The 24,851-nt window shown below is 53.0% G+C and carries 24 protein-coding genes; 3 read left to right on the top strand and 21 right to left on the bottom strand.

The features are described from left to right. Nucleotides 1–3 precede the first annotated feature (3 nt). The gene (gene guaC / locus C4F37_RS08735) at nucleotides 4–1,047 is read right to left on the bottom strand and encodes a GMP reductase (RefSeq protein ID WP_001217338.1); all 1,044 of its coding nucleotides are present in this window, start codon (nucleotides 1,045–1,047) and stop codon (nucleotides 4–6) included. Nucleotides 1,048–1,202: 155 nt separating this feature from the next. Continuing rightward, complete coding sequence (locus C4F37_RS27525; RefSeq protein ID WP_120795372.1) at nucleotides 1,203–1,247, bottom strand: protein YacM; 45 nt, start codon at nucleotides 1,245–1,247, stop codon at nucleotides 1,203–1,205. Nucleotides 1,248–1,271: 24 nt separating this feature from the next. Between C4F37_RS27525 and coaE the strand changes: the two genes are divergently transcribed. Genes coaE through yacG form a run of 3 tightly spaced genes read left to right on the top strand, consistent with a single transcriptional unit; the run spans nucleotide 1,272 to nucleotide 2,842 of the window. After that, on the top strand, nucleotides 1,272–1,892 hold the full coding sequence (gene coaE / locus C4F37_RS08730; protein ID WP_001269524.1) for a dephospho-CoA kinase: 621 nt from the start codon (nucleotides 1,272–1,274) through the stop codon (nucleotides 1,890–1,892). After that, entirely contained in the window at nucleotides 1,892–2,635 is a 744-nt protein-coding gene (gene zapD, locus C4F37_RS08725; RefSeq protein WP_001194731.1) for a cell division protein ZapD, read from the top strand. Before coaE ends, zapD begins: the two co-directional genes overlap by 1 nt. Before the next feature lie 9 nt (nucleotides 2,636–2,644). Next, a complete protein-coding gene (gene yacG, locus C4F37_RS08720; protein ID WP_000005042.1) occupies nucleotides 2,645–2,842 on the top strand; it encodes a DNA gyrase inhibitor YacG in 198 nt (65 codons plus the stop codon). 87 nt (nucleotides 2,843–2,929) lie between these two features. Here yacG and mutT read toward each other — a convergent pair whose 3' ends face one another. The 19 genes from mutT to mraZ form a co-directional block, all read right to left on the bottom strand. Continuing rightward, complete coding sequence (gene mutT / locus C4F37_RS08715; RefSeq protein ID WP_001540697.1) at nucleotides 2,930–3,328, bottom strand: 8-oxo-dGTP diphosphatase MutT; 399 nt, start codon at nucleotides 3,326–3,328, stop codon at nucleotides 2,930–2,932. A 59-nt stretch (nucleotides 3,329–3,387) separates the two neighbouring features. Continuing rightward, a complete protein-coding gene (gene secA, locus C4F37_RS08710; protein WP_000905780.1) occupies nucleotides 3,388–6,093 on the bottom strand; it encodes a preprotein translocase subunit SecA in 2,706 nt (901 codons plus the stop codon). Between the two features lie 61 nt (nucleotides 6,094–6,154). After that, nucleotides 6,155–6,667 (bottom strand): secA translation cis-regulator SecM, encoded by a 513-nt coding sequence (secM, locus tag C4F37_RS08705; protein ID WP_000014320.1) that lies wholly within the window; start codon nucleotides 6,665–6,667, stop codon nucleotides 6,155–6,157. A 230-nt stretch (nucleotides 6,668–6,897) separates the two neighbouring features. Beyond that, nucleotides 6,898–7,815 (bottom strand): UDP-3-O-acyl-N-acetylglucosamine deacetylase, encoded by a 918-nt coding sequence (lpxC, locus tag C4F37_RS08700; RefSeq protein WP_000595482.1) that lies wholly within the window; start codon nucleotides 7,813–7,815, stop codon nucleotides 6,898–6,900. 100 nt (nucleotides 7,816–7,915) lie between these two features. Beyond that, nucleotides 7,916–9,067: a cell division protein FtsZ gene (gene ftsZ / locus C4F37_RS08695; RefSeq protein ID WP_000462772.1), complete on the bottom strand. Its 1,152-nt coding sequence runs from the start codon at nucleotides 9,065–9,067 to the stop codon at nucleotides 7,916–7,918. 60 nt (nucleotides 9,068–9,127) lie between these two features. Next, nucleotides 9,128–10,390, bottom strand: a complete 1,263-nt coding sequence (ftsA, locus tag C4F37_RS08690) for a cell division protein FtsA (protein WP_000588474.1) — start codon at nucleotides 10,388–10,390, stop codon at nucleotides 9,128–9,130. After that, nucleotides 10,387–11,217 carry a cell division protein FtsQ gene (ftsQ, locus tag C4F37_RS08685; RefSeq protein WP_000075745.1) on the bottom strand — a complete coding sequence of 277 codons (831 nt, stop codon included), beginning with the start codon at nucleotides 11,215–11,217 and terminating at the stop codon, nucleotides 10,387–10,389. The genes ftsA and ftsQ overlap by 4 nt, the downstream gene beginning before the upstream one ends. Nucleotide 11,218: 1 nt before the next feature. Then, entirely contained in the window at nucleotides 11,219–12,139 is a 921-nt protein-coding gene (gene ddlB, locus C4F37_RS08680) for a D-alanine--D-alanine ligase (protein ID WP_000130042.1), read from the bottom strand. Next, nucleotides 12,132–13,607: a UDP-N-acetylmuramate--L-alanine ligase gene (gene murC, locus C4F37_RS08675; protein WP_001096048.1), complete on the bottom strand. Its 1,476-nt coding sequence runs from the start codon at nucleotides 13,605–13,607 to the stop codon at nucleotides 12,132–12,134. Before murC ends, ddlB begins: the two co-directional genes overlap by 8 nt. A 53-nt stretch (nucleotides 13,608–13,660) precedes the next feature. Then, a complete protein-coding gene (gene murG / locus C4F37_RS08670) occupies nucleotides 13,661–14,728 on the bottom strand; it encodes an undecaprenyldiphospho-muramoylpentapeptide beta-N-acetylglucosaminyltransferase (protein WP_000016564.1) in 1,068 nt (355 codons plus the stop codon). Then, a complete protein-coding gene (ftsW, locus tag C4F37_RS08665) occupies nucleotides 14,725–15,969 on the bottom strand; it encodes a cell division protein FtsW (protein WP_001295532.1) in 1,245 nt (414 codons plus the stop codon). The genes murG and ftsW overlap by 4 nt, the downstream gene beginning before the upstream one ends. Next, nucleotides 15,969–17,285: a UDP-N-acetylmuramoyl-L-alanine--D-glutamate ligase gene (gene murD / locus C4F37_RS08660; protein ID WP_001540693.1), complete on the bottom strand. Its 1,317-nt coding sequence runs from the start codon at nucleotides 17,283–17,285 to the stop codon at nucleotides 15,969–15,971. The genes ftsW and murD overlap by 1 nt, the downstream gene beginning before the upstream one ends. A gap of 2 nt (nucleotides 17,286–17,287) precedes the next feature. Further along, the gene (gene mraY / locus C4F37_RS08655) at nucleotides 17,288–18,370 is read right to left on the bottom strand and encodes a phospho-N-acetylmuramoyl-pentapeptide-transferase (protein WP_000964131.1); all 1,083 of its coding nucleotides are present in this window, start codon (nucleotides 18,368–18,370) and stop codon (nucleotides 17,288–17,290) included. Next, a complete protein-coding gene (murF, locus tag C4F37_RS08650) occupies nucleotides 18,364–19,722 on the bottom strand; it encodes a UDP-N-acetylmuramoyl-tripeptide--D-alanyl-D-alanine ligase (RefSeq protein ID WP_000626679.1) in 1,359 nt (452 codons plus the stop codon). The genes mraY and murF overlap by 7 nt, the downstream gene beginning before the upstream one ends. After that, on the bottom strand, nucleotides 19,719–21,206 hold the full coding sequence (gene murE, locus C4F37_RS08645; protein WP_000785121.1) for a UDP-N-acetylmuramoyl-L-alanyl-D-glutamate--2,6-diaminopimelate ligase: 1,488 nt from the start codon (nucleotides 21,204–21,206) through the stop codon (nucleotides 19,719–19,721). Before murE ends, murF begins: the two co-directional genes overlap by 4 nt. Next, complete coding sequence (gene ftsI / locus C4F37_RS08640) at nucleotides 21,193–22,959, bottom strand: peptidoglycan glycosyltransferase FtsI (RefSeq protein WP_000642208.1); 1,767 nt, start codon at nucleotides 22,957–22,959, stop codon at nucleotides 21,193–21,195. The genes murE and ftsI overlap by 14 nt, the downstream gene beginning before the upstream one ends. A 15-nt stretch (nucleotides 22,960–22,974) precedes the next feature. Further along, on the bottom strand, nucleotides 22,975–23,340 hold the full coding sequence (gene ftsL / locus C4F37_RS08635) for a cell division protein FtsL (protein ID WP_000625658.1): 366 nt from the start codon (nucleotides 23,338–23,340) through the stop codon (nucleotides 22,975–22,977). Continuing rightward, nucleotides 23,337–24,278, bottom strand: coding sequence for a 16S rRNA (cytosine(1402)-N(4))-methyltransferase RsmH (rsmH, locus tag C4F37_RS08630; protein ID WP_000970479.1), 942 nt, complete (start codon nucleotides 24,276–24,278; stop codon nucleotides 23,337–23,339). The genes ftsL and rsmH overlap by 4 nt, the downstream gene beginning before the upstream one ends. 1 nt (nucleotide 24,279) lies before the next feature. After that, complete coding sequence (gene mraZ, locus C4F37_RS08625; protein WP_001295770.1) at nucleotides 24,280–24,738, bottom strand: division/cell wall cluster transcriptional repressor MraZ; 459 nt, start codon at nucleotides 24,736–24,738, stop codon at nucleotides 24,280–24,282. Nucleotides 24,739–24,851: the final 113 nt, after the last annotated feature.

Below are 24,851 nucleotides of genomic sequence, written 5' to 3'. Positions count from 1 at the left end.
ATATTACAGGTTGTTGAAGATGCGGTTTTCTTGTTCCTGCACACGGATAAACGTGGTGCGCTTGGTCAGTTCTTTCAGGCGTGAAGCCCCAACGTATGTACAAGCTGAACGCAGGCCGCCCAAAATATCACGCGCGGTATTTTCAACCGGGCCTCGCAGCGGCAGCTTAACGGTTTTACCTTCTGCTGCGCGATATTCCGCAACGCCGCCAACGTGACGTTTCATCGCAGACTCTGAGCTCATGCCGTAGAACAACATAAATTTCTCGCCGTTCTCCTCAACGATGCGACCGCCGCTCTCTTCGTGGCCCGCCAGCATGCCGCCAAGCATGACGAAATCGGCACCGCCGCCAAAGGCTTTCGCGACATCGCCCGGCGTGGTGCAGCCGCCATCGCTGACGATCATTCCGCCCAGACCGTGCGCAGCATCGGCGCATTCGATCACCGCAGAAAGTTGCGGATAACCGACGCCTGTTTTGACGCGAGTTGTACAAACAGAACCTGGGCCAATGCCAACTTTAACGATATCGGCACCGGAGAGGATAAGCTCCTCACACATTTCACCAGTCACTACGTTGCCTGCACAAATGGTTTTGGTCGGCCACGCTTCACGCGCTTTCGCAACGAACTGCACGAAGTGTTCGGAATAACCATTCGCCACGTCAATACAAACGAAATTTAATGCCGGGTTCAGGTCGAGAATCTGTTTAGTTTTTTCGAAATCCGCATCAGACGTGCCGGTAGAAACCATCACATGTTTCAGCACATCAGCGGAAGAATTGTTGATAAACGCTTGCCACTCTTCGACAGAATAGTGTTTATGCACAGCAGTCAGAATATCAAAAGAAGCCAGCGCAGAGGCCATAGAAAATGTGCCTACGGTGTCCATATTGGCGGCGATAATCGGCACGCCGGACCAGCTCTGACCTGAATGTTTGAAGGTGAATTGACGTTCCAGTTCAACATCGGAACGGCTTTTAAGAGTGGAGCGTTTAGGGCGGATGAGAACGTCTTTAAAACCTAACTTCAGATCTTCTTCAATACGCATGTGCGGATTCCTGGGGTTAATGGCTATAAGGGTAAGAGCGCAACTCCAGTGACGTTATCATACGCACTAATCAATGCGGCGCAAGACTGCGAAATTGTCTTTTTTTACGCTACAATCCCATAAATTTACCTGGTAAATAGTGAGCGAACGTTTCATCAATTTCGCTTTCGTGCGCTCATTTTTAACGTTTTGATAATCATGATGAATTCCCGGGAATATAAATTATGAGGTATATAGTTGCCTTAACGGGAGGCATTGGCAGTGGCAAGAGTACCGTTGCCAATGCGTTTGCTGATCTCGGAATTAACGTCATTGATGCCGATATTATTGCGCGTCAGGTGGTTGAACCAGGTGCACCTGCGCTACATGCCATTGCTGATCACTTTGGCGCTAACATGATTGCTGCTGATGGAACATTGCAGCGCCGGGCCTTGCGCGAGCGGATCTTCGCCAACCCGGAAGAGAAAAACTGGCTTAACGCCCTGCTGCATCCGCTGATTCAGCAAGAGACGCAACACCAGATCCAGCGAGCTACTTCCCCCTATGTACTATGGGTTGTGCCATTGCTGGTAGAAAACTCACTGTATAAAAAAGCGAATCGAGTGCTGGTGGTGGATGTCAGCCCAGAAACGCAACTTAAGCGCACCATGCAGCGCGACGATGTAACTCGCGAGCATGTCGAACAAATCCTTGCTGCTCAGGCAACGCGCGAAGCTCGCCTTGCCGTGGCAGATGACGTCATTGATAATAACGGCGCACCGGATGCTATCGCATCGGATGTTGCCCGCCTGCACGCACACTATTTGCAGCTTGCGTCGCAGTTTGTCTCACAGGAAAAACCGTAATGCAGACCCAGGTCCTTTTTGAACATCCACTAAATGAAAAAATGCGTACATGGCTGCGCATTGAGTTTTTGATTCAGCAACTCACCGTTAATTTACCCATCGTTGACCACGCTGGCGCGCTGCATTTTTTCCGTAATGTCAGCGAATTACTGGATGTTTTCGAGCGCGGCGAAGTCCGCACTGAGCTGTTGAAAGAACTTGACCGACAGCAACGTAAACTCCAGACCTGGATTGGCGTGCCCGGCGTGGACCAGAGCCGTATTGAGGCATTAATTCAGCAGTTAAAAGCGGCGGGGAGCGTATTAATCTCCGCGCCGCGTATCGGGCAATTTCTACGTGAAGATCGTTTGATTGCTCTGGTGCGTCAGCGACTGAGCATCCCGGGCGGCTGTTGCAGCTTTGATTTACCTACATTGCACATTTGGCTGCATCTACCCCAGGCGCAGCGCGACAGCCAGGTAGAAACCTGGATTGCCAGCCTGAACCCGCTTACCCAGGCACTTACCATGGTGCTGGATTTAATTCGCCAGTCGGCCCCCTTCCGTAAACAAACCAGCCTGAATGGTTTTTATCAGGATAACGGTGGCGATGCCGACTTGCTGCGCCTGAATCTGTCGCTCGATTCACAGCTTTATCCGCAAATTTCCGGTCATAAGAGCCGTTTTGCCATTCGTTTTATGCCGCTGGACAGTGAAAACGGACAGGTACCAGAACGTCTGGATTTCGAACTGGCCTGTTGCTAAGGAGTAAAAATGTCAGAAACTATTACGGTGAATTGCCCAACCTGCGGGAAAACGGTGGTGTGGGGTGAAATCAGCCCGTTTCGGCCATTTTGCTCCAAACGTTGTCAGCTGATCGACCTCGGAGAATGGGCTGCTGAAGAAAAACGAATCCCCAGCAGTGGCGATCTTTCCGAAAGCGATGACTGGAGCGAAGAGCCAAAGCAGTGACATTCTATCTGATGCGACGCTGGCCTGATAAAACGCGCCAGCGTCGCATCAGGCATCATATGCAAATATCGGATGCAGCGTGACGCCTTATTCGACATACACACGCCTAAGTTTCGCAATTACCGGTTCATTGGCTGGCGGAAAATCATCGGCATTAAGACCGACCAGCGACATCCACTCACCGGGTTGCCCTTCTTTACCCCACGGCTCCCCTTCCCAGCTTTCGACCAGCCAGAACCACAGAGTTATATGCCTGTCCGGGAATTCATATTCCAGTTTTTCAAATAGCGAAAAATGTTGTGGGGTAATCCCGACTTCTTCCTGAAGTTCACGCACCACCGCCTGTTCCGGCGTTTCGCCCATTTCAACTTTACCGCCGGGAAACTCCAGTTTATTCGCCATGTGCGCATCTGCTGCGCGACGCGTTATAAAGATTTCATTGTTCTCGTTGCGAATAATACCTACCGCAATTTGCAGCTTTTTCATTGACTTAAACCTATAAAAAAGGCGCAGAATCCTGCGCCTTTTACTTCAACTGTTAGCTTTTATTGCAGGCGGCCATGGCACTGCTTATATTTTTTACCAGAACCACACGGGCAAGGATCGTTACGTCCTACTTTGCGTTCACCGGTTTGCGCCGCCAGTGCAGCTGCGGCAGCAGAGTCGTCATCCTGATGGCTAAGCTGCTGCATTTGCGCTAAACGCTCGGCTTCCATACGACGCTGTTGTTCCAGCTCCTCAACCTCTTCAGGCATACGTACCTGAACTTTGCTCAGCGTGCTGATAACTTCATATTTTAACGACTCCAGCATCGCTGCAAACATGGAGAACGATTCACGTTTGTATTCCTGCTTCGGATCTTTCTGTGCATAGCCACGCAGGTGGATACCCTGACGCAGATAGTCCATCGCAGCCAGGTGCTCTTTCCACAGAGAGTCAAGCGTTTGCAGCATGACGCCTTTCTCGAAGTGACGCATCATCTCAGCACCAACCACTTCTTCTTTACGCTGATACACTTCGATGGACTGCGCCAGAATGCGCTCACGCAGCGTCTCTTCATGCAGTTCTGGTTCTTTATCCAGCCACTCGGCAATTGGTAAATCGAGGTCGAAATCGTTCTTCAGACGTTCCTGCAGCCCCGGAATATCCCACATTTCTTCCAGCGACTGTGGCGGAATGTAGGCATCAATGGTCGCTTTGAACACATCTTCACGAATGCTGTTGATGGTTTCGCTCACATCGCTGACATCCAGCAGTTCGTTACGCTGGGAGTAAATGGCGCGACGCTGATCGTTAGCCACGTCATCATATTCCAGCAGTTGCTTACGAATGTCGAAGTTACGGCTTTCAACTTTACGCTGGGCGTTGGCAATCGCTTTGGTCACCCACGGGTGCTCAATGGCTTCGCCTGGCTTCATACCCAGTTTACGCATCATGCCGGATACTCGGTCGGAAGCAAAAATACGCATCAGCGCATCTTCCATCGACAGGTAGAAACGGGAAGAACCAGCATCCCCCTGACGACCAGAACGACCGCGCAGCTGGTTATCGATACGACGGGATTCGTGACGTTCAGTACCGATGATATGCAGGCCACCTGCTGCCAGTACCGCATCGTGACGTACCTGCCAGTCGGCTTTAATTTTTTCAATTTGCTCTGCAGTCGGATTTTCCAGCGCGGCAACTTCTGCCTGCCAGCTACCACCGAGCACAATATCGGTACCACGACCCGCCATGTTGGTCGCGATAGTCACCGCAGCCGGATAACCTGCCTGAGCAACAATCGCCGCTTCGTTGGCATGGAATTTGGCGTTCAGGACGTTGTGCTTAATACCGGCTTTGGTCAGTTCATTTGACACCAGCTCCGATTTTTCGATGGAGATTGTACCCACCAGCACCGGCTGGCCTTTCGCAGTACGTTCTTTGATATCTTCAATGATCGCCTGAATTTTTTCCGCTTCAGTCATGTAGACCAGGTCCGGCAGATCTTTACGAATCATTGGACGGTTGGTCGGAACAACGACGGTATCCAGCTTGTAGATGGAGCTAAATTCGAAAGCTTCGGTATCAGCAGTACCGGTCATCCCCGCCAGTTTTTCATACAGACGGAAGTAGTTCTGGAAGGTGATCGACGCCAGCGTCTGGTTTTCGTTCTGGATCTGTACACCTTCTTTCGCTTCCACAGCCTGATGCAGGCCATCGGACCAACGACGTCCCTGCATGGTACGACCGGTGTGTTCGTCAACGATGATAACTTCACCATCTTTAACGATGTAGTCGACGTCGCGGGTAAACAGCGCATGAGCGCGCAGCGCCGCCGTTACGTGGTGCATCAGCATGATGTTGGCCGGAGAGTACAGAGACTCACCTTCATCCATGATGCCTTCTTTAACCAGCAGTTCTTCAATCAGAACCAGACCACGTTCGGTCAGGTTCACCTGGCGAGATTTTTCATCCACCGAGAAGTGGCCTTCGCCCTGGAAGGTTTCGGAGTCTTCTTTTTCCTGACGGATCAGGTGTGGAATAATTTTATTCACGCGTTTATACATTTCCGAGCTGTCTTCTGCCGGGCCGGAAATGATCAGCGGTGTACGCGCTTCATCGATCAGGATGGAGTCCACTTCGTCCACCAGCGCATAGTGCAGTTTACGCTGTACACGTTCTTCAGGACTGAACGCCATGTTGTCGCGCAGGTAGTCAAAGCCGTATTCGTTGTTCGTACCGTAAGTGATGTCAGCTGCGTAAGCTTCACGCTTTGCCGGTGCTGGCATGCCCGGCAGGTTGATACCAACTGTCAGGCCAAGAAATTCAAACAGCGGACGGTTGTTTTCGGCGTCACGTTGCGCCAGGTAGTCGTTGACGGTAACTACGTGCACGCCTTTACCGGTTAGTGCGTTCAGGTAAGCAGGCAGCGTTGCGGTCAGGGTTTTACCTTCACCGGTACGCATTTCGGCGATGCAGCGTTCGTTAAGAACCATACCGCCGAGTAACTGAACGTCGAAGTGACGCATACCAAAGACGCGCTTACTTGCCTCACGCACCACGGCGAAAGCTTCCGGGATCAGATTTTCCAGCACTTCGCCTTTTTCCAGACGTGCACGAAACTCTGCGGTTTTCCCTTTCAGTTCTTCGTCGGAGAGTTTTTCCATCTCCGGTTCCATGGCATTGATGATGTTGACCACTTTGCGCATCCGGCGCAGGGTGCGATCGTTACGACTACCGAAAACTTTAGTTAATAATTTGATTAGCATAATAAAATCTCAAACGCCCCGCGTTGCGGAGTCAATAAAATGAAGTAACGGTTTATTGTTGTTAGCTGAGGCGTTGAGGGCCAGCACGGATGCCTTGCGCCTGGCTTATCCAGACGGGCGTGCTGAATTTTGCTTGCGGGGTAAAATGCGCATAATCAATGCGATAACCCTTTTCAGACGGCGTGCCTTCCTGGGTCAACAGCGCGCTGAGCGTATCCAGTAATGCAAGATGTTGCGCCTGAAGAGGCAAAGATTCTTCAGCAACGGGCAGCGTTTGCGGTGCCATTGCGAAGGAAAGATGACGGATTACCGTGCGAATGGCATGTTGATGCCAGTAATCAACGGAATAGTTCGAATTCGGGCGGCGCGTGTTGGCTTCCAGCAAGGCCAATTGACCAAAGTTAACTTTGGCTGAAGGCTCGTGGTTGCGGGTTGTCGCTTTTGCGGGCGCGTTTGGTTCGGCGGCGTTGCTGAGTGCAGGCAAACCTAAACTCGCCGCGACCATCCCTAATAAGAGATGCGGCCAGAAGTAGCGTTTACCAAACTGTCGCCAGCGCGTCAGTATTCCACTCACGTTATTGCCATCCCGATCGTATTCAAACGTATTTAGCGCACAAATCTTATCATTAAAGCCTGAAGTCCACAGCACGAATGAAGATAAGTTGTGCGTAAAAGTGCTTAAGAAAACAGCGTTCGCACCGTTTTTTATAGCTCTTATAAAATTCAAAAAAAAACGACTGGTTCACCTGGCCGGAGAGAGTGCCAGATTTGCCAGTCGAATTTTATACGACAGTATAAATGTCGTTATGCCAGTACGGCTGAAGGCGCTTTGAAGGCCAACGGCAGTTCTGCGTCGTCCTGGAAGGTCACATATTCCCAGGCTTCCTGTTTCGCCAGGACAGCCTGCAGCAGTTTGTTATTCAGTGCATGACCGGATTTATAAGCGGTAAATGCACCGATAATATTGTGACCACACATGAACAAGTCACCGATCGCATCGAGCATTTTGTGACGCACAAATTCGTCTTCAAAACGCAGGCCGTCTTCGTTCAGTACGCGATAATCGTCAACAACGATGGCACAATCGAAGCTGCCGCCCAGGCACAAACCACGGGACTGCAGATATTCGATATCACGCATGAAACCGAACGTACGCGCACGGCTGATCTGGCGCATAAATGCATCAGCGGAGAAGTTCATCGCATAGCGCTGGTTGCTGGAATCAATAGCCGGATGGTTAAAATCGATGGTGAAATCCAGAGAAAAACCATTGTACGGCTTAAATTCAGCCCACTTATCGCCATCTTCGACACGAACAGTTTCTTTAATGCGAACAAATTTCTTGGCGCAGTTCAACTCGTCGATACCGGCGTCAAGCAGCAGGTATACAAACGGAGCGGCGCTGCCGTCCATGATCGGGATTTCCGGCGCGTTAACTTCGATAACAATGTTATCGATGCCCAGGCCCGCGAGAGCAGCATTGAGGTGCTCTACGGTTGAAATCCGCACATCATGCTCGTTGACCAGACACGTACAGAGCATGGTATCACGCACAGATTTGGCATCGGCCGGGAAATCTACCGGTGGATTCAAGTCGGTGCGACGATAGATGACCCCGGTGTTGGCCGGCGCAGGGCGTAACGTCAGGGTGACTTTCTTGCCGGTATGTAAACCGACACCCGTCGCCTGAACGATACGTTTAAGTGTCCTTTGTTTGATCATCGTATTATCTCGCCAAATTACCTATCCAACCGAAGTGTACTATACATTCGGCGGGCCAGTTTAGCACAAAGAGCCTCGAAACCCAAATTCCAGTCAATTCTTAATCAGCTTGCTTACGCAGGAATGCTGGGATATCCAGATAATCCGGCTCTTTCGCAGTTTGCGGCGCATTGTCATTCACGACTTTAGCAACCGGCTTCTGCTCCTGGGTCAGCGGAGCCATCCCGTGCTGCTGGTAGCGATCCATCACTGGCTGCTGAGCCTGCTTATTGGTCACCAGAGTGATTTCAGGACGTTTGTCCATGCCGATACCTGTCGCAACAACAGTTACGCGCAGCTCGTCATTCATATCCGGGTCAAGAGAAGTACCGATAACCACGGTCGCGTTGTCGGAAGCAAATGCACGGATGGTGTTACCTACCGTTTCGAACTCATCCAGACGCAGGTCGAAGCCCGCTGTGATGTTTACCAGTACGCCGCGTGCGCCAGACAGGTCGATATCTTCCAGCAGCGGAGAAGAGATAGCCATTTCAGCAGCTTCTTCCGCACGGTCTTCACCGCTCGCCACGCCAGAACCCATCATTGCGTAGCCCATTTCAGACATTACGGTGCGTACGTCTGCAAAGTCCACGTTCATCAAACCCGGACGAGTAATCAGTTCGGCGATACCTTGCACAGCGCCTTTCAGTACATCGTTCGCTGCGCCAAACGCATCCAGCAGGGAGATACCACGGCCCAGAACTTTCAGCAGTTTGTCGTTCGGGATAGTGATCAGAGAGTCCACATGCTTGGACAGTTCAGTGATCCCCTGCTCCGCGAATGCCATACGCTTCTTGCCTTCAAAGTTGAAAGGCTTAGTGACGACAGCAACGGTCAGGATACCCAAATCTTTTGCCACTTCAGCGACGACTGGTGCTGCACCTGTACCGGTACCACCACCCATACCCGCAGCAATAAAGACCATGTCTGCACCTTCCAGCGCCGCACGCAGTGCATCGCGATCCTCATCAGCCGCATTGCGGCCAACTTCTGGATTAGCGCCAGCTCCCAGTCCTTTGGTGATACCGCTACCGATTTGAATCGTCTGTCCAACCGCTGTTTTACGCAGCGCTTGTGCATCGGTATTTACCGCGAAGAATTCAACACCTTCAATGCGCTCACGCACCATGTGTTCAACAGCATTACCGCCGCCGCCGCCGACGCCGATGACTTTAATCACCGCGTCATTGGTAAGTTCCATTGGTTCAAACATAGTTTCTCTCCGATTTGTGCCTGTCGCCTGAGGCCGTAATCATCGTCGGCCTCATAAAAATTAAAACTCTTTTCGCAGCCAACTATTGAGTCGCTTGATCCACGAGCCAACTGATGCTGTAACACGTTTTTCTACTTCAGCTTCACCGTTAAGATGTGACTCTTTCCCATAGTGAAGCAATCCCACCGCCGTCGAATAATACGGCTCCTGAGCATAATCCGTTAAACCGGTAATATTCAGCGGCGCGCCGATACGCACTTGCGTATGAAACACGCGCTGAGCACAGGCTGCAAGACCTTCGATCTGCGCTGCGCCACCGGTTAATACAATGCCTGCCGCCAGGTGATGTTTAACCCCTTGTTGGCGAAGCTTTTCCTGCAACTGCAATATCTCTTCGTTGACCAGATTGAGCAGCTCGGTATAGCGCGGCTCGATCACCTCTGCCAGGGTCTGACGTTGTAGACTCCGCGGCGGACGACCGCCTACGCTCGGCACTTCCACGCTCTCATCTTTTCCAACGATGGAGCCCAGCGCACAACCGTGGCGAACTTTAATCGCTTCGGCGTCACTTGGCGGTGTGCCAAAGGCGTAAGCGATATCACTGGTCACGACATTGCCAGCATAAGGAATTACCTTCGTGTGGCGCAATGCCCCACCGGTATAAACGGCGATATCCATTGTACCACCACCGATATCAACGACGCAGACACCCAGTTCACGTTCATCTTCCGTCAATACCGAATAACTTGATGCCAGACCGGCAAATATCAGTTGGTCAACTTTCAGCCCACAACGTTCAACCGCTTTGACGATGTTTTTCGCCATATCATTGTGACATGTGATCAGGTGCACTTTTGCCTGCATCCGCACGCCCGAAAGCCCTACCGGATTCTTGATCCCTTCCTGATAGTCAATCGCATACTCTTGCGGGATCACATGCAACACACGATGCTCATCGCGCACACGCACCGATTTCGCGGTATGGACGACGTTTTCCACATCTTCTTGCGTCACTTCTTCTTCAGAAATAGGCACCATACCAATTTCATTCTGGCAGCTGATGTGCTTACCTGAAAGCGCCAGATATACCGAAGATATCTGACAATCTGCCATCAATTCTGCCTGGTCAATGGCGCGTTGTACGCACTTGACCACGGATTCGAGGTCGTTCACCCCGCCTTTATCCATACCACGCGACGGGCAGCTGCCCACGCCAATGATATTGACCATACCGTCGGGCAGAACTTCCCCTACTAAAGCGGCAACCTTCGCGGTACCAATCTCCAGTCCTACTACCAGTTTTCTGTCCGTCGCCTTGATCATTGTTGTTCTGCCTGTGCCTGATTTTGTTGCTGAGTAGATTCCCCTGGCGGCAAGGGCGCCCAGCCTACTGCCGCTCCAGAGTCATAACGCAAATCAACGTAGCTAATCCGTTTGCCATCGGTTTGCGCCTGCTGCTGTAAAACCGGATAAAGTTCTACAAAGCGAGCCAAACGTTTCATCGTATCGCCCCGGCCAAGATTGAGCTTAATATCGTTATTCAGCGTCAACTGCCAGGAACGTCGCGCGGTCATCGCCGCTTCCTTCAGAGTAAATCTGTCCTTTGCCAGCATCTGCCCCATTTCGCGATAGCCCTGCAACACTTCATTGGCGCTGCCTTCCGGGCCATACAGCATTGGAAGCACCTGCTTGCTGGTGCGATCTGGCGGCACGCTGAAGGTGTTTCCTTCCGCGTCTACCATATGTTGATCATTCCACCGCGCAATCGGCACATATTCAACCAGATGAATCTTCAATTCATCAGGCCACTGCTTTCTGACGCTCACCTGCTTAATCCACGGCAGGCGTTGTTCTATTTGCGTCTGGATGATGTTGACATCCTGGGTCATAAAGGTACCTGGCTCACCCAATGCCAGGATCGACTGCCGGATATCGTCATTACGCGTGTAATGGCGTTCACCGGTCAACACCAGCTTTGAGAGCGGCAGGCGTTGCGCATCTTCCATCCAGCCCAACACGACCCAGCCGCTCACCAACACTGTCGTTAAAACGGTCAGCAGGAAAAGGATCCCCGCCAGACGCGTTCCATTATTGCGGCGAGAAGAAACCTCTTCTTCGCTATTTCGCGTGTTCAGAGCAGCCTGCGACATATTAGTCCGCCAGTTCCAGAATTCGTACTACCAACTGCGAGAAGCTCATACCTGCCTGACGTGCCGCCATCGGCACCAGACTGTGGCTGGTCATACCCGGTGAGGTATTGGCTTCCAGCAGATAAAACTGTCCATCACTGTCCAGCATAACGTCAATACGTCCCCATCCTTTGCAACCTAACGTCGTCCATGCTTTTAGCACTAATGCCTGCAAATTGGCCTCTTGTGACGCTTCCAGACCTGCGGGGCAGAAATACTGTGTCTCATCAGAGAGATACTTCGCCTCATAATCATAGAAGGTTCCGGCCGGTTGAATACGTATTGACGGTAAAATTTCTTCACCGAGTATCGCAACCGTGAACTCCGGCCCACTTAGCCATTTTTCAATCAATACTTCTTCATCGTGCTGAAATGCCAATCTTAATGCATCTTGTAGAGCATTTTCTGCTACTACTTTTGACATTCCCACACTGGAACCTTCGCGGCTCGGCTTAACGATAACCGGCAAACCCAGAGAAGAAATTTCTGCTAACTGCTTATCGTTAAGGCCTTTTTCAAACTCTGCGCGGGTTAACGCTACCCACGGCGCGACCGGTAAACCGGCACCCTGCCACAGAAGTTTGCTGCGTAGTTTATCCATTGAAAGCGCAGATGCCATCACTCCGCTGCCGGTATAAGGCAAGCCCATCAGCTCGAGCATGCCCTGCAGCGTACCATCTTCACCGCCGCGACCGTGTAGCGCGATAAACACTTTCTGAAAACCCATCGACTTCAGTTGCGTCACGTCGACTTCTTTCGGGTCGACAGGATACGCGTCAATACCGCCTTCACGCAGCCCGGCTAACACCGCTGCGCCAGAATTCAGAGAAACTTCCCGCTCAGCGGAGGTCCCGCCCAACAGGACCGCGATTTTATCAGTCATGTTGTTCTTCCTCCGGAGTTTGCGGCTTCAGTTTGATTTCAGCTAAAGAACGAGCAATTTTTCCGATATTACCAGCCCCCTGAACGAGAATCAGGTCGTTACCGGTTAATACCGGTGCCAGCATCTCGGCTACCTGCGCCGGGTCCGGCACCAGAATGGGATCAATTTTCCCACGTCCACGAATTGTGCGACACAGCGAACGGCTGTCCGCTCCCGGAATTGGCGCTTCACCAGCCGGATACACTTCCAGCATCAACAGGGTATCAACCTGCGTCAGCACATTGGCGAAATCATCATACAGGTCGCGCGTACGGGTAAAACGGTGCGGCTGAAACAGCATTACCAGGTTTTTATCCGGCCAGCCTGCGCGCGCCGCTTTAATAGTGGCGTCCACTTCCGTCGGGTGGTGGCCGTAGTCATCGACCAGCATTGCCGTACCGCTTTTTCCATTCACTGGCTCTAGCGGGAATTCACCGAGGAAATCGAAACGGCGCCCCGTCCCCTGGAAGCTTTCCAGCGCACGCAAAATAGCCTCGTCGTCAATTCCCTCTTCCGTAGCAACCGCAACCGCAGCTGCGGCGTTCAGCGCGTTATGACGACCTGGCGCATTCAGGGTGACGCGCATCGGCTCTTTGTCCTGGCGCAGCAGCGTAAAGTGCCCCTGCGGGCCAATCTGCTGATAATCTTCTACACGCACGTCGGCATCTTCGCTGAAGCCGTAAGTCGTGGTCTGACGCCCCACACGCGGTAACAATTCGCGGATCACCGGATCATCAACACACATCACCGCACGACCGTAAAACGGCAGGTTATGCAGAAAATTAATAAAAGTCTGTTTTAAATTCTCAAAGTCGCCCTGGTAGGTATCCATGTGGTCGGCTTCGATATTGGTGACAATCGCCACCATCGGTTGCAGATGCAGGAACGATGCATCACTCTCATCTGCTTCGGCAATCAGGTACCGACCATGCCCCAAACGCGCATGAACCCCCGCCGCTTTTACCAGTCCGCCGTTAACGAAGGTTGGGTCGAGCCCCGCTTCTGCGTAGATGCTGGAAACCATCGCGGTGGTTGTCGTTTTGCCGTGTGTTCCGGCAATGGCGATGCCATGACGAAAACGCATTAACTCAGCCAGCATTTCAGCACGACGGATCACCGGAATACGCGCTTCATGAGCTGCAACAATTTCCGGGTTATCGGCAGAAATCGCGCTGGAAACAACGACCACGCTGGCATCACGTACGTTTTCCGGGCGATGGTTGAAATAAATCGTCGCTCCCAGATTCATTAACTGCTGCGTGACCGGATTTGGCGCTAAATCGGAACCACTGATCTGATAACCTTCATTGGCCAGAACTTCGGCAATACCGCCCATACCGGCACCACCGATGCCGACAAAATGTATGTGCCGAACGCGACGCATTTCGGGCACGATGGAACGCAGTTTTGCCAATTGTTGTGTATTCATTCTTTACGCCATTAACTTCTTAAATTCATACGATGCAAAAGGCATCGCTACAATTACGCCCGGGCAGCCCGGCTCACTTCATTTGCCACTCGCTCGGTGGCATCCGGAATGGATGCAGCGCGGGCGCGTTCTGCCATGGTTAATAAGGTTTCTCGCGACCACCCGGCCAGGGTGTTGGCGACAGCATCCACGCTAAGCTGTGACTGCTCGATAATTTTGGCTGCGCCCGCTTTTTCCAGCGGTAGCGCATTCCAGTATTGCTGACGGTCTTTATGTTGAAACGGCACAAACAACGCCGGTAGTCCTGCCGCGGCGATTTCACTCACCGTTAACGCACCGGAGCGGCAAACGACGACATCCGCCCACGCATACGCCGCCGCCATATCATCAATAAATTCCGTCACTTTATGCTGCGGTTGTCCCGCTTCGGCATACGCCTGTTCAACGGATTGTTGCGAACCTTTGCCGCTCTGATGCCAGATAGTGACTGAATCACCCAGTTTCGCAGCAACCTGCGGCATTGTCTGGTTAAGAATGCGTGCGCCCTGGGAACCACCCACTACCAACACACGAACCGGACCTTCACGTCCAGCCAAACGTTGCTGCGGCAACGGCAGCGCCAGCACATCGGTACGCACCGGGTTACCCACCACTTCCGCATTAGGGAAAGCACCTGGAAACGCCTGCATCACTTTGGTAGCAATCTTCGCCAGCCATTTATTGGTTAAGCCCGCAATACCGTTTTGTTCATGAAGTACAACCGGAATGCCTAACGACCACGCGGCCAGACCACCTGGACCTGATACATAGCCGCCCATACCGAGCACCACGTCAGGTTTGTACGCTTTCATAATCGCCCGCGCCTGACGCCAGGCGTTGAAGATACGCAGCGGCGCAGCTATCAGTGCTTTTATACCTTTTCCACGCAGACCAGAGATACGAATGAAATCAATTTCGATGCCATGTTTTGGCACTAAGTCCGCTTCCATACGGTCGGCAGTCCCCAGCCAGCGAACTTGCCAACCCTGAGCCATTAGATGGTGCGCAACCGCCAGCCCCGGGAATACATGTCCACCGGTTCCGCCTGCCATCACCATTAATCGCTTCCCTTGACCACTCATCGTGAACCTCGTACAAACGCCTGCGCTTTCTCCAGACGCGTTTCATAATCAATACGCAACAGCATCATGATGGCTGTCGACATAATCAGTAAGCTCGAACCACCGTAACTGATCAGCGGCAATGTCAGACCTTTGGTCGGTAACATCCCCGCCGCCGCGCCTACGTTAACCAGCGCCTGGAAACTAAACCAGATACCAATAGAACAGGCGAGAAAACCGGAAAAACGGTGGTCAATTTCTAATGCTTTGCGGCCAATCGACATCGCGCGAAAAGCGACGAAGAATACCATTAAAAGTGCCAGCACCACACCGACATACCCCAGTTCTTCGCCGATAATGGCGAAAATAAAGTCAGTGTGCGCTTCCGGCAGATACTCCAGTTTTTGTACCGAGTTACCTAAACCTTGTCCCCACAGTTCACCGCGACCAAACGCCATCAACGATTGCGTTAACTGATAGCCGCTGCCAAAGGGATCTTCCCACGGGTTCCAGAATGCGGTAACACGGCGGATACGGTACGGTTCGGCGAGGATCAGCAACACAACCGCTGAAATGCCCATACCGATAATGGCAATGAACTGCCACAATTTCGCTCCCGCCAGGAACAACATCGCCAGCGTAGTCACAAACAACACCACCACCGTACCAAGGTCTGGCTGTGCCAGCAGTAACACTGCCAACACCAGAATTACGCCCATCGGTTTCAGGAAGCCGCGCAGGTTATTACGTACTTCGTCGCCTTTACGCACCAGATAGTTGGCGATATAGCAAAACAGCGACAGTTTTGTCAGCTCCGCAGGCTGAATACGCAGCAAACCGAGATCGATCCAACGCGATGCCCCTTTAACCGAGCTACCCACTACCAGAACGATCATCAGCAGGATGATAGATCCGAGCAGCATCGTGGCACTGTAGCGTTGCCAGAACTCCATCGGCAGACGCAGCGTAATGATCGCCAGAATGAATGCCAGGATCAGATAGACGCCATCACGCTTCGCGAAGAAGAACGGATCGTTGGTTAAGCGTTGCCCTATGGGCATTGACGCCGAGGTCACCATGATAAAGCCAATCGCCGCGAGGCCGAAGGTCAGCCACAGTAAGGTGCGATCGTACATGATCAGGCTGTCGGTATCTTTTTCCCGCGAGCCCATCACCCAGCCCTTTAGCGCCGTGGAGATCCAGACCAGAATACTGAATCCTGGCAGGCGCGGCATTTTCAGGCGAGGGAGAGATAAACGCATCAACCTAACTCCTTCGCCAGACGGGCAAACTCATTGCCTCGTTGTTCAAAGTTCTTGAATTGATCAAGGCTGGCACAGGCCGGGGAGAGCAGAACCATATCGCCCGGCTGAACACGCGTAGCAAGCAAGCGCATCGCCTGTTCCATAGTTTCGGTTTGTTCTGCCACTTCCGGGCGTAGCGCCGCCAGCTGCGCGCCGTCACGACCGAAACAATACAGACATACGTTATCGCCATTCAGGTAACGCGCCAGTGGGCTAAAGTCCGCCGATTTACCATCGCCCCCCAGCAACAAATGCAGCGTGCCGTCTACGTGCAGGCCATTCAGCGCCGCTTCCGTACTGCCGACGTTGGTCGCTTTTGAATCGTTAACCCAGCGCACACCGTTATGCTCCAGCACAACTTCAAAGCGATGCGGCAGACCAGTGAATGTGGTTAACGCTTTCAGGCTGCTGGCACGCGGTAACCCTGCGGCATCTGCCAGCGCCAGCGCCGCCAGCGCATTGGTGTAGTTATGCTGCCCGGAAAGTTTCATTTCTTTCACGTTCAGCACTTTCTCGCCTTTCACCCGCAGCCAGGTTTCACCCTGCTGATGATTCAGGTGATAGTCGCCCATGTTGACGCCAAAGCTGACGCAGCGTTCATCCGCACCGCGAATCGGCATTGTTAAGGCATCATCAGCATTAACCACGCAAACTTTTGCGTTTTCGTAAATGCGCAGTTTTGCTGCACGATACTGTTGTAAACCAAACGGATAGCGATCCATATGATCTTCAGTCACGTTCAGAATGGTCGCTGCTACCGCCTGTAAGCTGGAGGTGGTTTCCAGCTGGAAGCTCGACAGTTCCAGCACGTACAGTTCGCACTCATCATCCAACAGCATCAACGCAGGCAGGCCAATATTGCCACCCACACCAACGTTAACCCCCGCCGCTTTCGCCATTTCACCCACTAGCGTGGTGACCGTGCTTTTGCCGTTAGAACCGGTAATCGCCACAATCGGTGCTTGTGCTTCACGACAGAACAGCTCGATATCGCCAACGATTTCGATTCCGGCATCAGCGGCAGCGCTTAAGGATGGATGCGCCAGTGCAATACCGGGACTGGCGACAATCAGATCTGCCGCCATCAGCCATTCATCATTCAGACCGCCCGTGTGGCGTTCTACGGCTTCGGGTAATTTATCCAGGCCAGGCGGTGTCATACGCGTATCCATAACGCGCGGCGTCACACCGCGAGCGAGGAAAAAGTCCACGCAAGAAAGCCCGGTGAGGCCCAGGCCGATAATGACGACATTTTTACCCTGGTAATCAGCCATGATTAACGTACCTTCAGCGTTGCCAGACCAATCAGGACCAGCATCAGCGAAATAATCCAGAAACGCACAATGACGCGCGGTTCCGGCCAGCCTTTCAGTTCATAGTGGTGATGAATCGGTGCCATGCGGAAAATACGTTGTCCGCGCAGTTTAAAGGAGCCGACCTGCAGGATGACGGAAAGCGTTTCTACCACGAACACGCCCCCCATAATCACCAGCAGGAATTCCTGACGCAGCAGTACGGCGATAATACCTAACGCACCACCTAACGCCAGCGAACCTACATCGCCCATAAAGACCTGCGCCGGATAGGTGTTAAACCACAGGAAGCCCAGTCCTGCCCCGACTATCGCGGTACAGACAATGACCAGTTCCCCGGCGTGTCGTAGATACGGTATGTGTAAATAGCTGGCAAAGTTCATGTTGCCGGTCGCCCACGCCACCAGCGCAAAACCACCGGCGACAAATACGGTCGGCATAATTGCCAGACCGTCGAGACCATCGGTCAGGTTTACCGCGTTGCCAGTACCCACAATGACAAAGTAAGCCAGCAGAATGTAGAACAGCCCCAGTTGCGGCATCACATCTTTAAAGAACGGAACCACCAGCTGCGTTGCGGGCGTGTCTTTGCCGGCAAGGTACAGCGCGAAGGCAACACCCAGTGCAATGACCGACATCCAGAAATACTTCCAACGGGCAATCAGGCCCTTGGTGTCTTTACGCACCACTTTGCGATAATCATCAACAAAGCCAATAACACCATAACCTACCAGCACCACCAGTACGCACCAGACGTACGGATTGGACGGGTAAGCCCACAGCAGCACGGAGATCACAATCGCCGTCAGGATCATTATCCCGCCCATGGTCGGTGTACCGCGCTTGCTGAAGTGTGATTCAGGACCGTCGTTACGCACCACCTGACCAAAGGAAAGTTTTTGCAAATGAGCAATCATACGCGGGCCCATCCACAATGAGATGAACAGCGCGGTCAGCAGGCTGACGATGGCGCGAAACGTCAGATAGGAAAAGACGTTAAAGCCGGAATAATATTTGACCAAATGTTCGGCCAGCCAAACTAACATGTCCCATTCTCCTGTAAAGCGCGTACTACCTCTTCCATGGCAGCACTACGTGAACCCTTAACTAAAATCGTAATTACCTGTTGCTCAGCAATCAGTGATTTAAGACGCGCGATAAGCGCAGTTTTATCGGAAAAATGTTCGCCAACGCCGCTGGCGGTGCTGATAGCATGGCTTTGTTTACCCACACTTAACACGCAGTCAATACCAGCAGCTTTTGCCGCTTCGCCCACCTGTACATGGCAGGCTTCGCTTTCAGCGCCCAGTTCCGCCATATCGCCCACCACCAGCACGCGGTAGCCCGGCATTTCAGCCAGAACCTGAACAGCGGCGGTCATTGAACCGACATTGGCGTTGTAGGAGTCGTCGAGCAGCAACTGGTTTTCTGCCAGTTTTATGGGGAACAGACGGCCTGGAACAGCTTTCAGATTTGCCAGCCCCGCTTTGATAGCATCAAGCGTTGCGCCCACGGACATGGAGAGCGCAGCGGCTGCCAGCGCATTCGCAATATTGTGACGCCCCGGCAACGGCAGCAGAACATCGACGCTACCTGTAGGGGTTTGCAGGGTAAATTCCGTACCGTGCGAGGTTACATGGATATTGGTGGCGGTGAAATCGCTGTTGGCGGCATTAGGTGAGAAACGCCACACTTTGCGTGAGCCAATTACGCTCTGCCAGTTCAGCCAGTCGTTGTTGTCGGCGTTCATAATGGCGATACCGTTTTCCGGCAGGCCGCTAAAGATTTCACCTTTCGCTTTCGCGACACCCGCAAGCGAGCCAAAACCTTCCAAATGCGCCGCTGCCAGGTTGTTGACCAGCGCCGCTTCCGGGCGAGTCAGACTCACAGTCCAGGCAATTTCACCCTGATGGTTCGCGCCAAGTTCAATAACTGCGTAATCGTATTCCGGCGTTAAGCGCAACAGCGTCATCGGTACACCGATGTCGTTATTGAGATTGCCTGCCGTATAAAGTGTGTTGCCGCACTGGCTTAAAATTGCCGCCGTCATCTCTTTAACGGAGGTTTTGCCGGAGGAACCTGTCAGAGCAACCACGCGCGCCGGAACTTGCTGGCGAACCCATGCAGCCAGTTCACCAAACGCCAGACGCGTATCCTTGACGATTAACTGCGGCAGATCAATATCCAGCGGACGGCTAACCAGTAGTGCGCCTGCGCCGCCAGCTTTCGCCTGGTCGGCAAAATCATGAGCATCGAAACGTTCGCCTTTCAGGGCAACAAACAGGCAGCCCGGCGTCAGTTTTCGCGTGTCAGTGGTTACAGCATCAAGGGTAATATCTGCACCTTGCAGTTCACCGTTGAGAATATCGGTAAGTTGGCTAAGGGTTACGCTAATCATGCAATCACCCCCAGCAGACGCGCCACCGTGACGCGATCGGAGTAGTCCAGACGCTGATTGCCAACAATCTGGTAATCCTCATGGCCTTTGCCCGCGACCAGTACCACATCATTCTCTTTAGCCTGCATAACGGCGCAAGTCACCGCTTCAGCACGGCCTTCCATCACTTTGGCATATCCGGCATCTAACATTCCCGCCAGAATATCGTTGATGATGGCACGAGGCTCTTCGGTACGCGGGTTATCGTCCGTCACCACCGCCACGTCAGCAAACTCTTCAGCAATTGCGCCCATCAGTGGACGTTTGCCTTTATCACGATCGCCACCGCAGCCAAAGACGCACCACAGCTTGCCCGCACAGTGCAGGCGCGCCGCCTGTAAGGCTTTTTCCAGTGCATCCGGCGTATGCGCGTAATCCACCACCACCGTCGGTTTGCCTGGTGCAGTGAACACTTCCATACGTCCGCAAACCGGTTGCAGACGCGCGGCGGTTTTCAGCAAATCAGCCAGCGGATAGCCGAGTGCCAGCAGTGTCGCCAGCGCCAGCAGCAGGTTGCTGACGTTGAATGCGCCCATCAGGCGACTTTCAATTTCCCCATCGCCCCAACTCGAGCTAAAGCGAATGGTCGCACCGCTGTCGTGATAGTTCACGTCGGTCGCTTTCAACCAGCGTCCGTGACAGTTCGGATTGATATGATCTTCCATTGATACCGCAACCGCGTCCGGCAGTTTTGCCAGCCAGCGGCGGCCCACTTCATCGTCGGCGTTAATAATCGCCTGACCGCAATGATGCTCAGAATAAAGCAGCCATTTTGCAGCTTCGTAGTGTTCCATATCACCATGATAATCAAGGTGATCGCGGCTTAAGTTGGTAAAGACCGACGCCGCAAATTTCAATGCCGCCACACGGTGTTGTACCAGCCCGTGGGATGAAACTTCCATTGCGCAAAAAGTCGCGCCCTGATCCACCAGCCCCGCCAGCTCATGCTGAACATCGACTGCCGAACCGGTGGTATTTTCTGTCGGGATCACTTTCCCCAGCAGGCCGTTACCAACGGTGCCCATTACCGCGCTGGTTTCGCCAAGCAGTTGGCTCCACTGTGCCAGCAGCTGGGTCGTCGTGGTTTTGCCGTTGGTGCCCGTTACGCCTACAAGACGTAAATTGTCAGAGGGTTCATGGTAAAAGCGGCCCGCCAGTGCAGATAAACGCTCGTTGAGCTGGCTGAGATAGATGACCGGTACGCCGTGCATTTCACGGATTTCACCGTCGGTCGCCTCATCTTTCGCCTCTGCAATAATGGCAGCCACACCTTGCGCTATCGCCTGCGGGATATATCGACGCCCGTCCGCCTGATGACCTACTACAGCTACAAAGAGATCGCCCGCCGCAGCCACACGGCTGTCGAGTGTCATCTCTCGCAGTGCTCGCGAAGGTGCGTCTGGCACCCACGGAGCAAGAAGGTCGCGCAAATTACGATCTGCCACCTGTACCCTCGCCTTGATTAATCACAAATTCATTTTTATCGCCCGTTGTCAGCGCATCCGGCTCGATGTTCATGGTACGCAATACGCCGCCCATGATGGCACCAAAGACCGGCGCGGAAACGGCGCCGCCGTAGTATTTACCCGCCTGCGGATCGTTGATAACAACAACCAGCGCGAAGCGCGGCTGACTCGCAGGCGCAACGCCTGCGGTATAAGCAATATATTTATTGATGTAGCGACCGTCCGGCCCGACCTTTTTCGCGGTACCGGTTTTAATGGCGATACGATAGCCTTTAATCGCCGCCTTCACGCCGCCGCCGCCCGGTAGCGCCACGCTTTCCATCATATGCACCACGGTGCGAACAATGGATTCCGGGAAGACACGTTCACCGGGAACCGGGGGGTCAACTTTGGTAATCGACAGTGGGCGATAAATGCCGTAGCTGCCGATAGTTGCGTAGACTCGCGCTAACTGTAACGGTGTTACCATTAGCCCGTAGCCGAAAGAGAAGGTGGCCCTCTCTATGTCAGACCACCGTTGTTTTTGAGGATATAAGCCACTGCGTTCTCCGACCAACCCCAAATTGGTCGCTTTTCCCAGTCCAAAACGTGAGTAAGTATCTACTAACGCTGAGGACGGCATCGCTAACGCCAGTTTGGAAACACCGACGTTACTCGACTTCTGTAATACCCCGGTCAGGGTTAATTCGCTGTAGCGCGCCACGTCTTTGATTTCGTGACCGTTAATTCGATAAGGAACGGTATTGAGTACCGAGTTTTCCCGCACCACGCCACGTTGCAACGCGGTCATCACCACCATCGGTTTAACCGTTGAGCCCGGTTCAAACACGTCGGTGATGGTACGGTTACGCATCGCTTCTTTCGGCGTGCCGCTCAGATTATTTGGGTTGTATGACGGGCTGTTAGCCATCGCCAGCACTTCACCGGTGTTGACATCCACCAGCACGGCGCTACCAGATTCAGCCTTGTTAAAGGCCACTGCGTTGTTCAGTTCGCGATAAACCAGCGCCTGCAGGCGTTCATCAATACTCAGCGTCAGGTTGTGCGCTGCCTGGCTGTCAGTAGAAGAAATATCTTCAATTACGCGACCATAGCGGTCTTTACGCACAATGCGCTCACCCGGCTGCCCGGTAAGCCATTTATCGAAACTCTTCTCGACACCCTCAATCCCTTGGCTATCGACGTTAGTAAAACCGATGAGGTGAGCAGTCACTTCGCCGGATGGATAATAACGGCGAGATTCTTCACGCAGATGAATCCCCGGCAGTTTCAGTTTTTTGATGTAGTCCGCCATGTCAGGGTTTACCTGACGCGCCAGATAAATAAAGCGCCCTTTCGGGTTGGCGTTAATGCGGGCTGAGAGCTGATCCAGCGGAATATTGAGCGCGTTAGCCAGCGCCTTCCAGCGATCACCGACGCTGATACCGCCAGCGTCATGCACTTCTTTCGGGTCAGCCCAAATCGCTTTAACCGGCACGCTCACCGCTAACGGGCGACCAGAACGGTCAGTAATCATGCCGCGGGAGGTGGAAACTTGCTGAACGCGAAGAGAACGCATGTCGCCCTCTTTCACCAGCATATCCGGGGAGATAACTTGTAACCACGCTACGCGTCCGAGCAGAAAAGCCAGCGCCAGGAGAATACAGCCGCATAACAACGCAAAACGCCAACTGATAAAGTTGGCATGTTCTTCCTGACGTTTTGGTTTCTGCGTTTTCGCCGCTGCTTTCATGCGTCGCGTTTATCCTTATTTTTGCACTACGATATTTTCTTGTGACGGATCAACATGCTGCATTTGCAGCTTTTCCGTGGCTATCCTTTCCACCCGGCTATGGTCGCCGAGCGCATTCTCTTCAAGGATCAGGTTGCGCCATTCAATGTCTAAAGCATCTCGCTCCAGCACCAGTTGTTCGCGCTGAGCGGTCAGTAAACGGGTATGGTGCGCCGTGGTTACCACGGTCACCGCCGTCAAAATAATGCAAATGAACAGGCAGAGTGGCAGCTTCCCAAATCGCAAAAGATCGTCACCGATAACGCCAGGCAAGGCATGGCGCTCGTGGCTTCCCATCGATCCTTTAACTTTGCTTAGAGCTTCTGTCACTCTGCTGATCATGCGTTCGTCCTCTCTGCAATACGCAGAACTGAACTACGGGCACGAGGGTTCTCAGCCACCTCTTCTTCGCCCGGCATCAACTTACCTAGTGCTCGCAACTGACGGCCCCCCAGTTTTTTGAGCTGCTCTTCTGTCATCGGTAACCCTGCCGGAACTTGCGGACCGCGGCTGTTTTCACGCATAAAACGTTTCACAATGCGGTCTTCAAGTGAGTGGAAGCTGATGATCGAAAGCCGCCCACCCGGGGCCAGCACATTGAGCGAGCTTTTTAGCGCCTGCTCTATCTCCTCCAGTTCACTGTTTACCCAAATGCGCACCGCCTGGAAGGTACGGGTCGCGGGATGTTTAAACTTATCTTTCACCGGCGTTGCGGCAGCCACGACTTCCGCCAGTTCTTTGGTGCGGGTCATCGGCTGTTCGCGGTTACGCTCGACAATGGCGCGGGCAATGCGTTTGGCAAAACGCTCTTCACCATAGGTTTTCAATACCCAGGCGATATCGGCTTCTTCTGCGGTTTGTAGCCATTCAGCGGCTGACTGCCCACGGGTTGGGTCCATACGCATGTCCAGCGGACCATCGCGCATAAAGGAAAAGCCGCGCTCAGCATCATCAAGTTGCGGTGAAGAGACGCCAAGATCGAGGAGAATGCCGTCGATCTTGCCGATAAGATCGCGCTCGGCAACATATTCGCCCAGCGCGGAGAAAGGTCCGTGGATGATGGAGAAGCGCGGATCATCAATAGTCTTCGCAACGGCGATAGCCTGCGGGTCGCGATCGATCGCCAGCAAACGCCCCTCTTCGCCAAGCTGCGAGAGGATCAGACGTGAGTGACCACCGCGACCAAAAGTCCCATCAATGTAGATGCCATCAGGACGGATATTGAGGCCATTAACGGCTTCATCCAGCAGCACCGTAGTATGTTTATAGTTTTCCATCATTTTATAGAGACAAGTCCTGCAGTCGCTCCGATAAGTCTCCGGTAGCCAACTGCTCTGCGTCGATATCTTCCTTGACCTGTTGATGCCAGGTTGTTTCATCCCACAGCTCAAACTTGTTGAACTGTCCAACCAGCATCACTTCTTTTGTCAGCCCGGCATGTTGCCGCAGTACTGGCGCGATTAACAATCGACCTGCGCCATCCATCTGACATTCGCTGGCATGACCTAACAGTAGGCGCTGCACACGGCGCTCAACCGGGTTCATGCTCGACAGACGCGATAATTTTTGCTCGATAATTTCCCATTCAGGCAGGGGGTAAAGCAGCAGGCACGGGTGATGAATGTCAATGGTGCAAACCATTTGACCGGCAGCGTTCTCAAGCAGCTGTTCCCGATAACGGGTAGGCACTGATAAGCGCCCTTTGCTGTCGAGATTGACTAACGTTGCTCCCCGGAACATGCCAGCCTCACCCCTTATTCCCACTTTGCCCCACAATTTCCCACTGAAAGGAGTTTACGGAGCGGAGGAAAAGCTTGTCAAGCCAGTCACAAGGCATACCGAGGTAAAAAACC

Source organism: Escherichia sp. R1 (genome assembly GCF_003000935.1).
GTDB lineage: Bacteria > Pseudomonadota > Gammaproteobacteria > Enterobacterales > Enterobacteriaceae > Escherichia > Escherichia coli.
The sequence above is the reverse complement of the archived record's forward strand: the minus strand, read 5'-3'. Positions and strand labels throughout refer to the sequence as shown.

Bases quoted from the DNA above. Each gene is read 5' to 3' on its own strand.
- murF (WP_000626679.1), bottom strand. From the start codon at position 19,722: ATGATTAGCGTAACCCTTAGCCAACTTACCGATATTCTCAACGGTGAA.
- murG (WP_000016564.1), bottom strand. From the start codon at position 14,728: ATGAGTGGTCAAGGGAAGCGATTAATGGTGATGGCAGGCGGAACCGGT.
- lpxC (WP_000595482.1), bottom strand. From the start codon at position 7,815: ATGATCAAACAAAGGACACTTAAACGTATCGTTCAGGCGACGGGTGTC.
- ftsQ (WP_000075745.1), bottom strand. From the start codon at position 11,217: ATGTCGCAGGCTGCTCTGAACACGCGAAATAGCGAAGAAGAGGTTTCT.
- ftsA (WP_000588474.1), bottom strand. From the start codon at position 10,390: ATGATCAAGGCGACGGACAGAAAACTGGTAGTAGGACTGGAGATTGGT.
- guaC (WP_001217338.1), bottom strand. From the start codon at position 1,047: ATGCGTATTGAAGAAGATCTGAAGTTAGGTTTTAAAGACGTTCTCATC.
- mraY (WP_000964131.1), bottom strand. From the start codon at position 18,370: ATGTTAGTTTGGCTGGCCGAACATTTGGTCAAATATTATTCCGGCTTT.
- murD (WP_001540693.1), bottom strand. From the start codon at position 17,285: ATGGCTGATTACCAGGGTAAAAATGTCGTCATTATCGGCCTGGGCCTC.
- zapD (WP_001194731.1), top strand. From the start codon at position 1,892: ATGCAGACCCAGGTCCTTTTTGAACATCCACTAAATGAAAAAATGCGT.
- murC (WP_001096048.1), bottom strand. From the start codon at position 13,607: ATGAATACACAACAATTGGCAAAACTGCGTTCCATCGTGCCCGAAATG.
- mraZ (WP_001295770.1), bottom strand. From the start codon at position 24,738: ATGTTCCGGGGAGCAACGTTAGTCAATCTCGACAGCAAAGGGCGCTTA.
- secA (WP_000905780.1), bottom strand. From the start codon at position 6,093: ATGCTAATCAAATTATTAACTAAAGTTTTCGGTAGTCGTAACGATCGC.
- ftsZ (WP_000462772.1), bottom strand. From the start codon at position 9,067: ATGTTTGAACCAATGGAACTTACCAATGACGCGGTGATTAAAGTCATC.
- ddlB (WP_000130042.1), bottom strand. From the start codon at position 12,139: ATGACTGATAAAATCGCGGTCCTGTTGGGCGGGACCTCCGCTGAGCGG.
- ftsW (WP_001295532.1), bottom strand. From the start codon at position 15,969: ATGCGTTTATCTCTCCCTCGCCTGAAAATGCCGCGCCTGCCAGGATTC.
- yacG (WP_000005042.1), top strand. From the start codon at position 2,645: ATGTCAGAAACTATTACGGTGAATTGCCCAACCTGCGGGAAAACGGTG.
- rsmH (WP_000970479.1), bottom strand. From the start codon at position 24,278: ATGATGGAAAACTATAAACATACTACGGTGCTGCTGGATGAAGCCGTT.
- mutT (WP_001540697.1), bottom strand. From the start codon at position 3,328: ATGAAAAAGCTGCAAATTGCGGTAGGTATTATTCGCAACGAGAACAAT.
- ftsL (WP_000625658.1), bottom strand. From the start codon at position 23,340: ATGATCAGCAGAGTGACAGAAGCTCTAAGCAAAGTTAAAGGATCGATG.
- coaE (WP_001269524.1), top strand. From the start codon at position 1,272: ATGAGGTATATAGTTGCCTTAACGGGAGGCATTGGCAGTGGCAAGAGT.
- ftsI (WP_000642208.1), bottom strand. From the start codon at position 22,959: ATGAAAGCAGCGGCGAAAACGCAGAAACCAAAACGTCAGGAAGAACAT.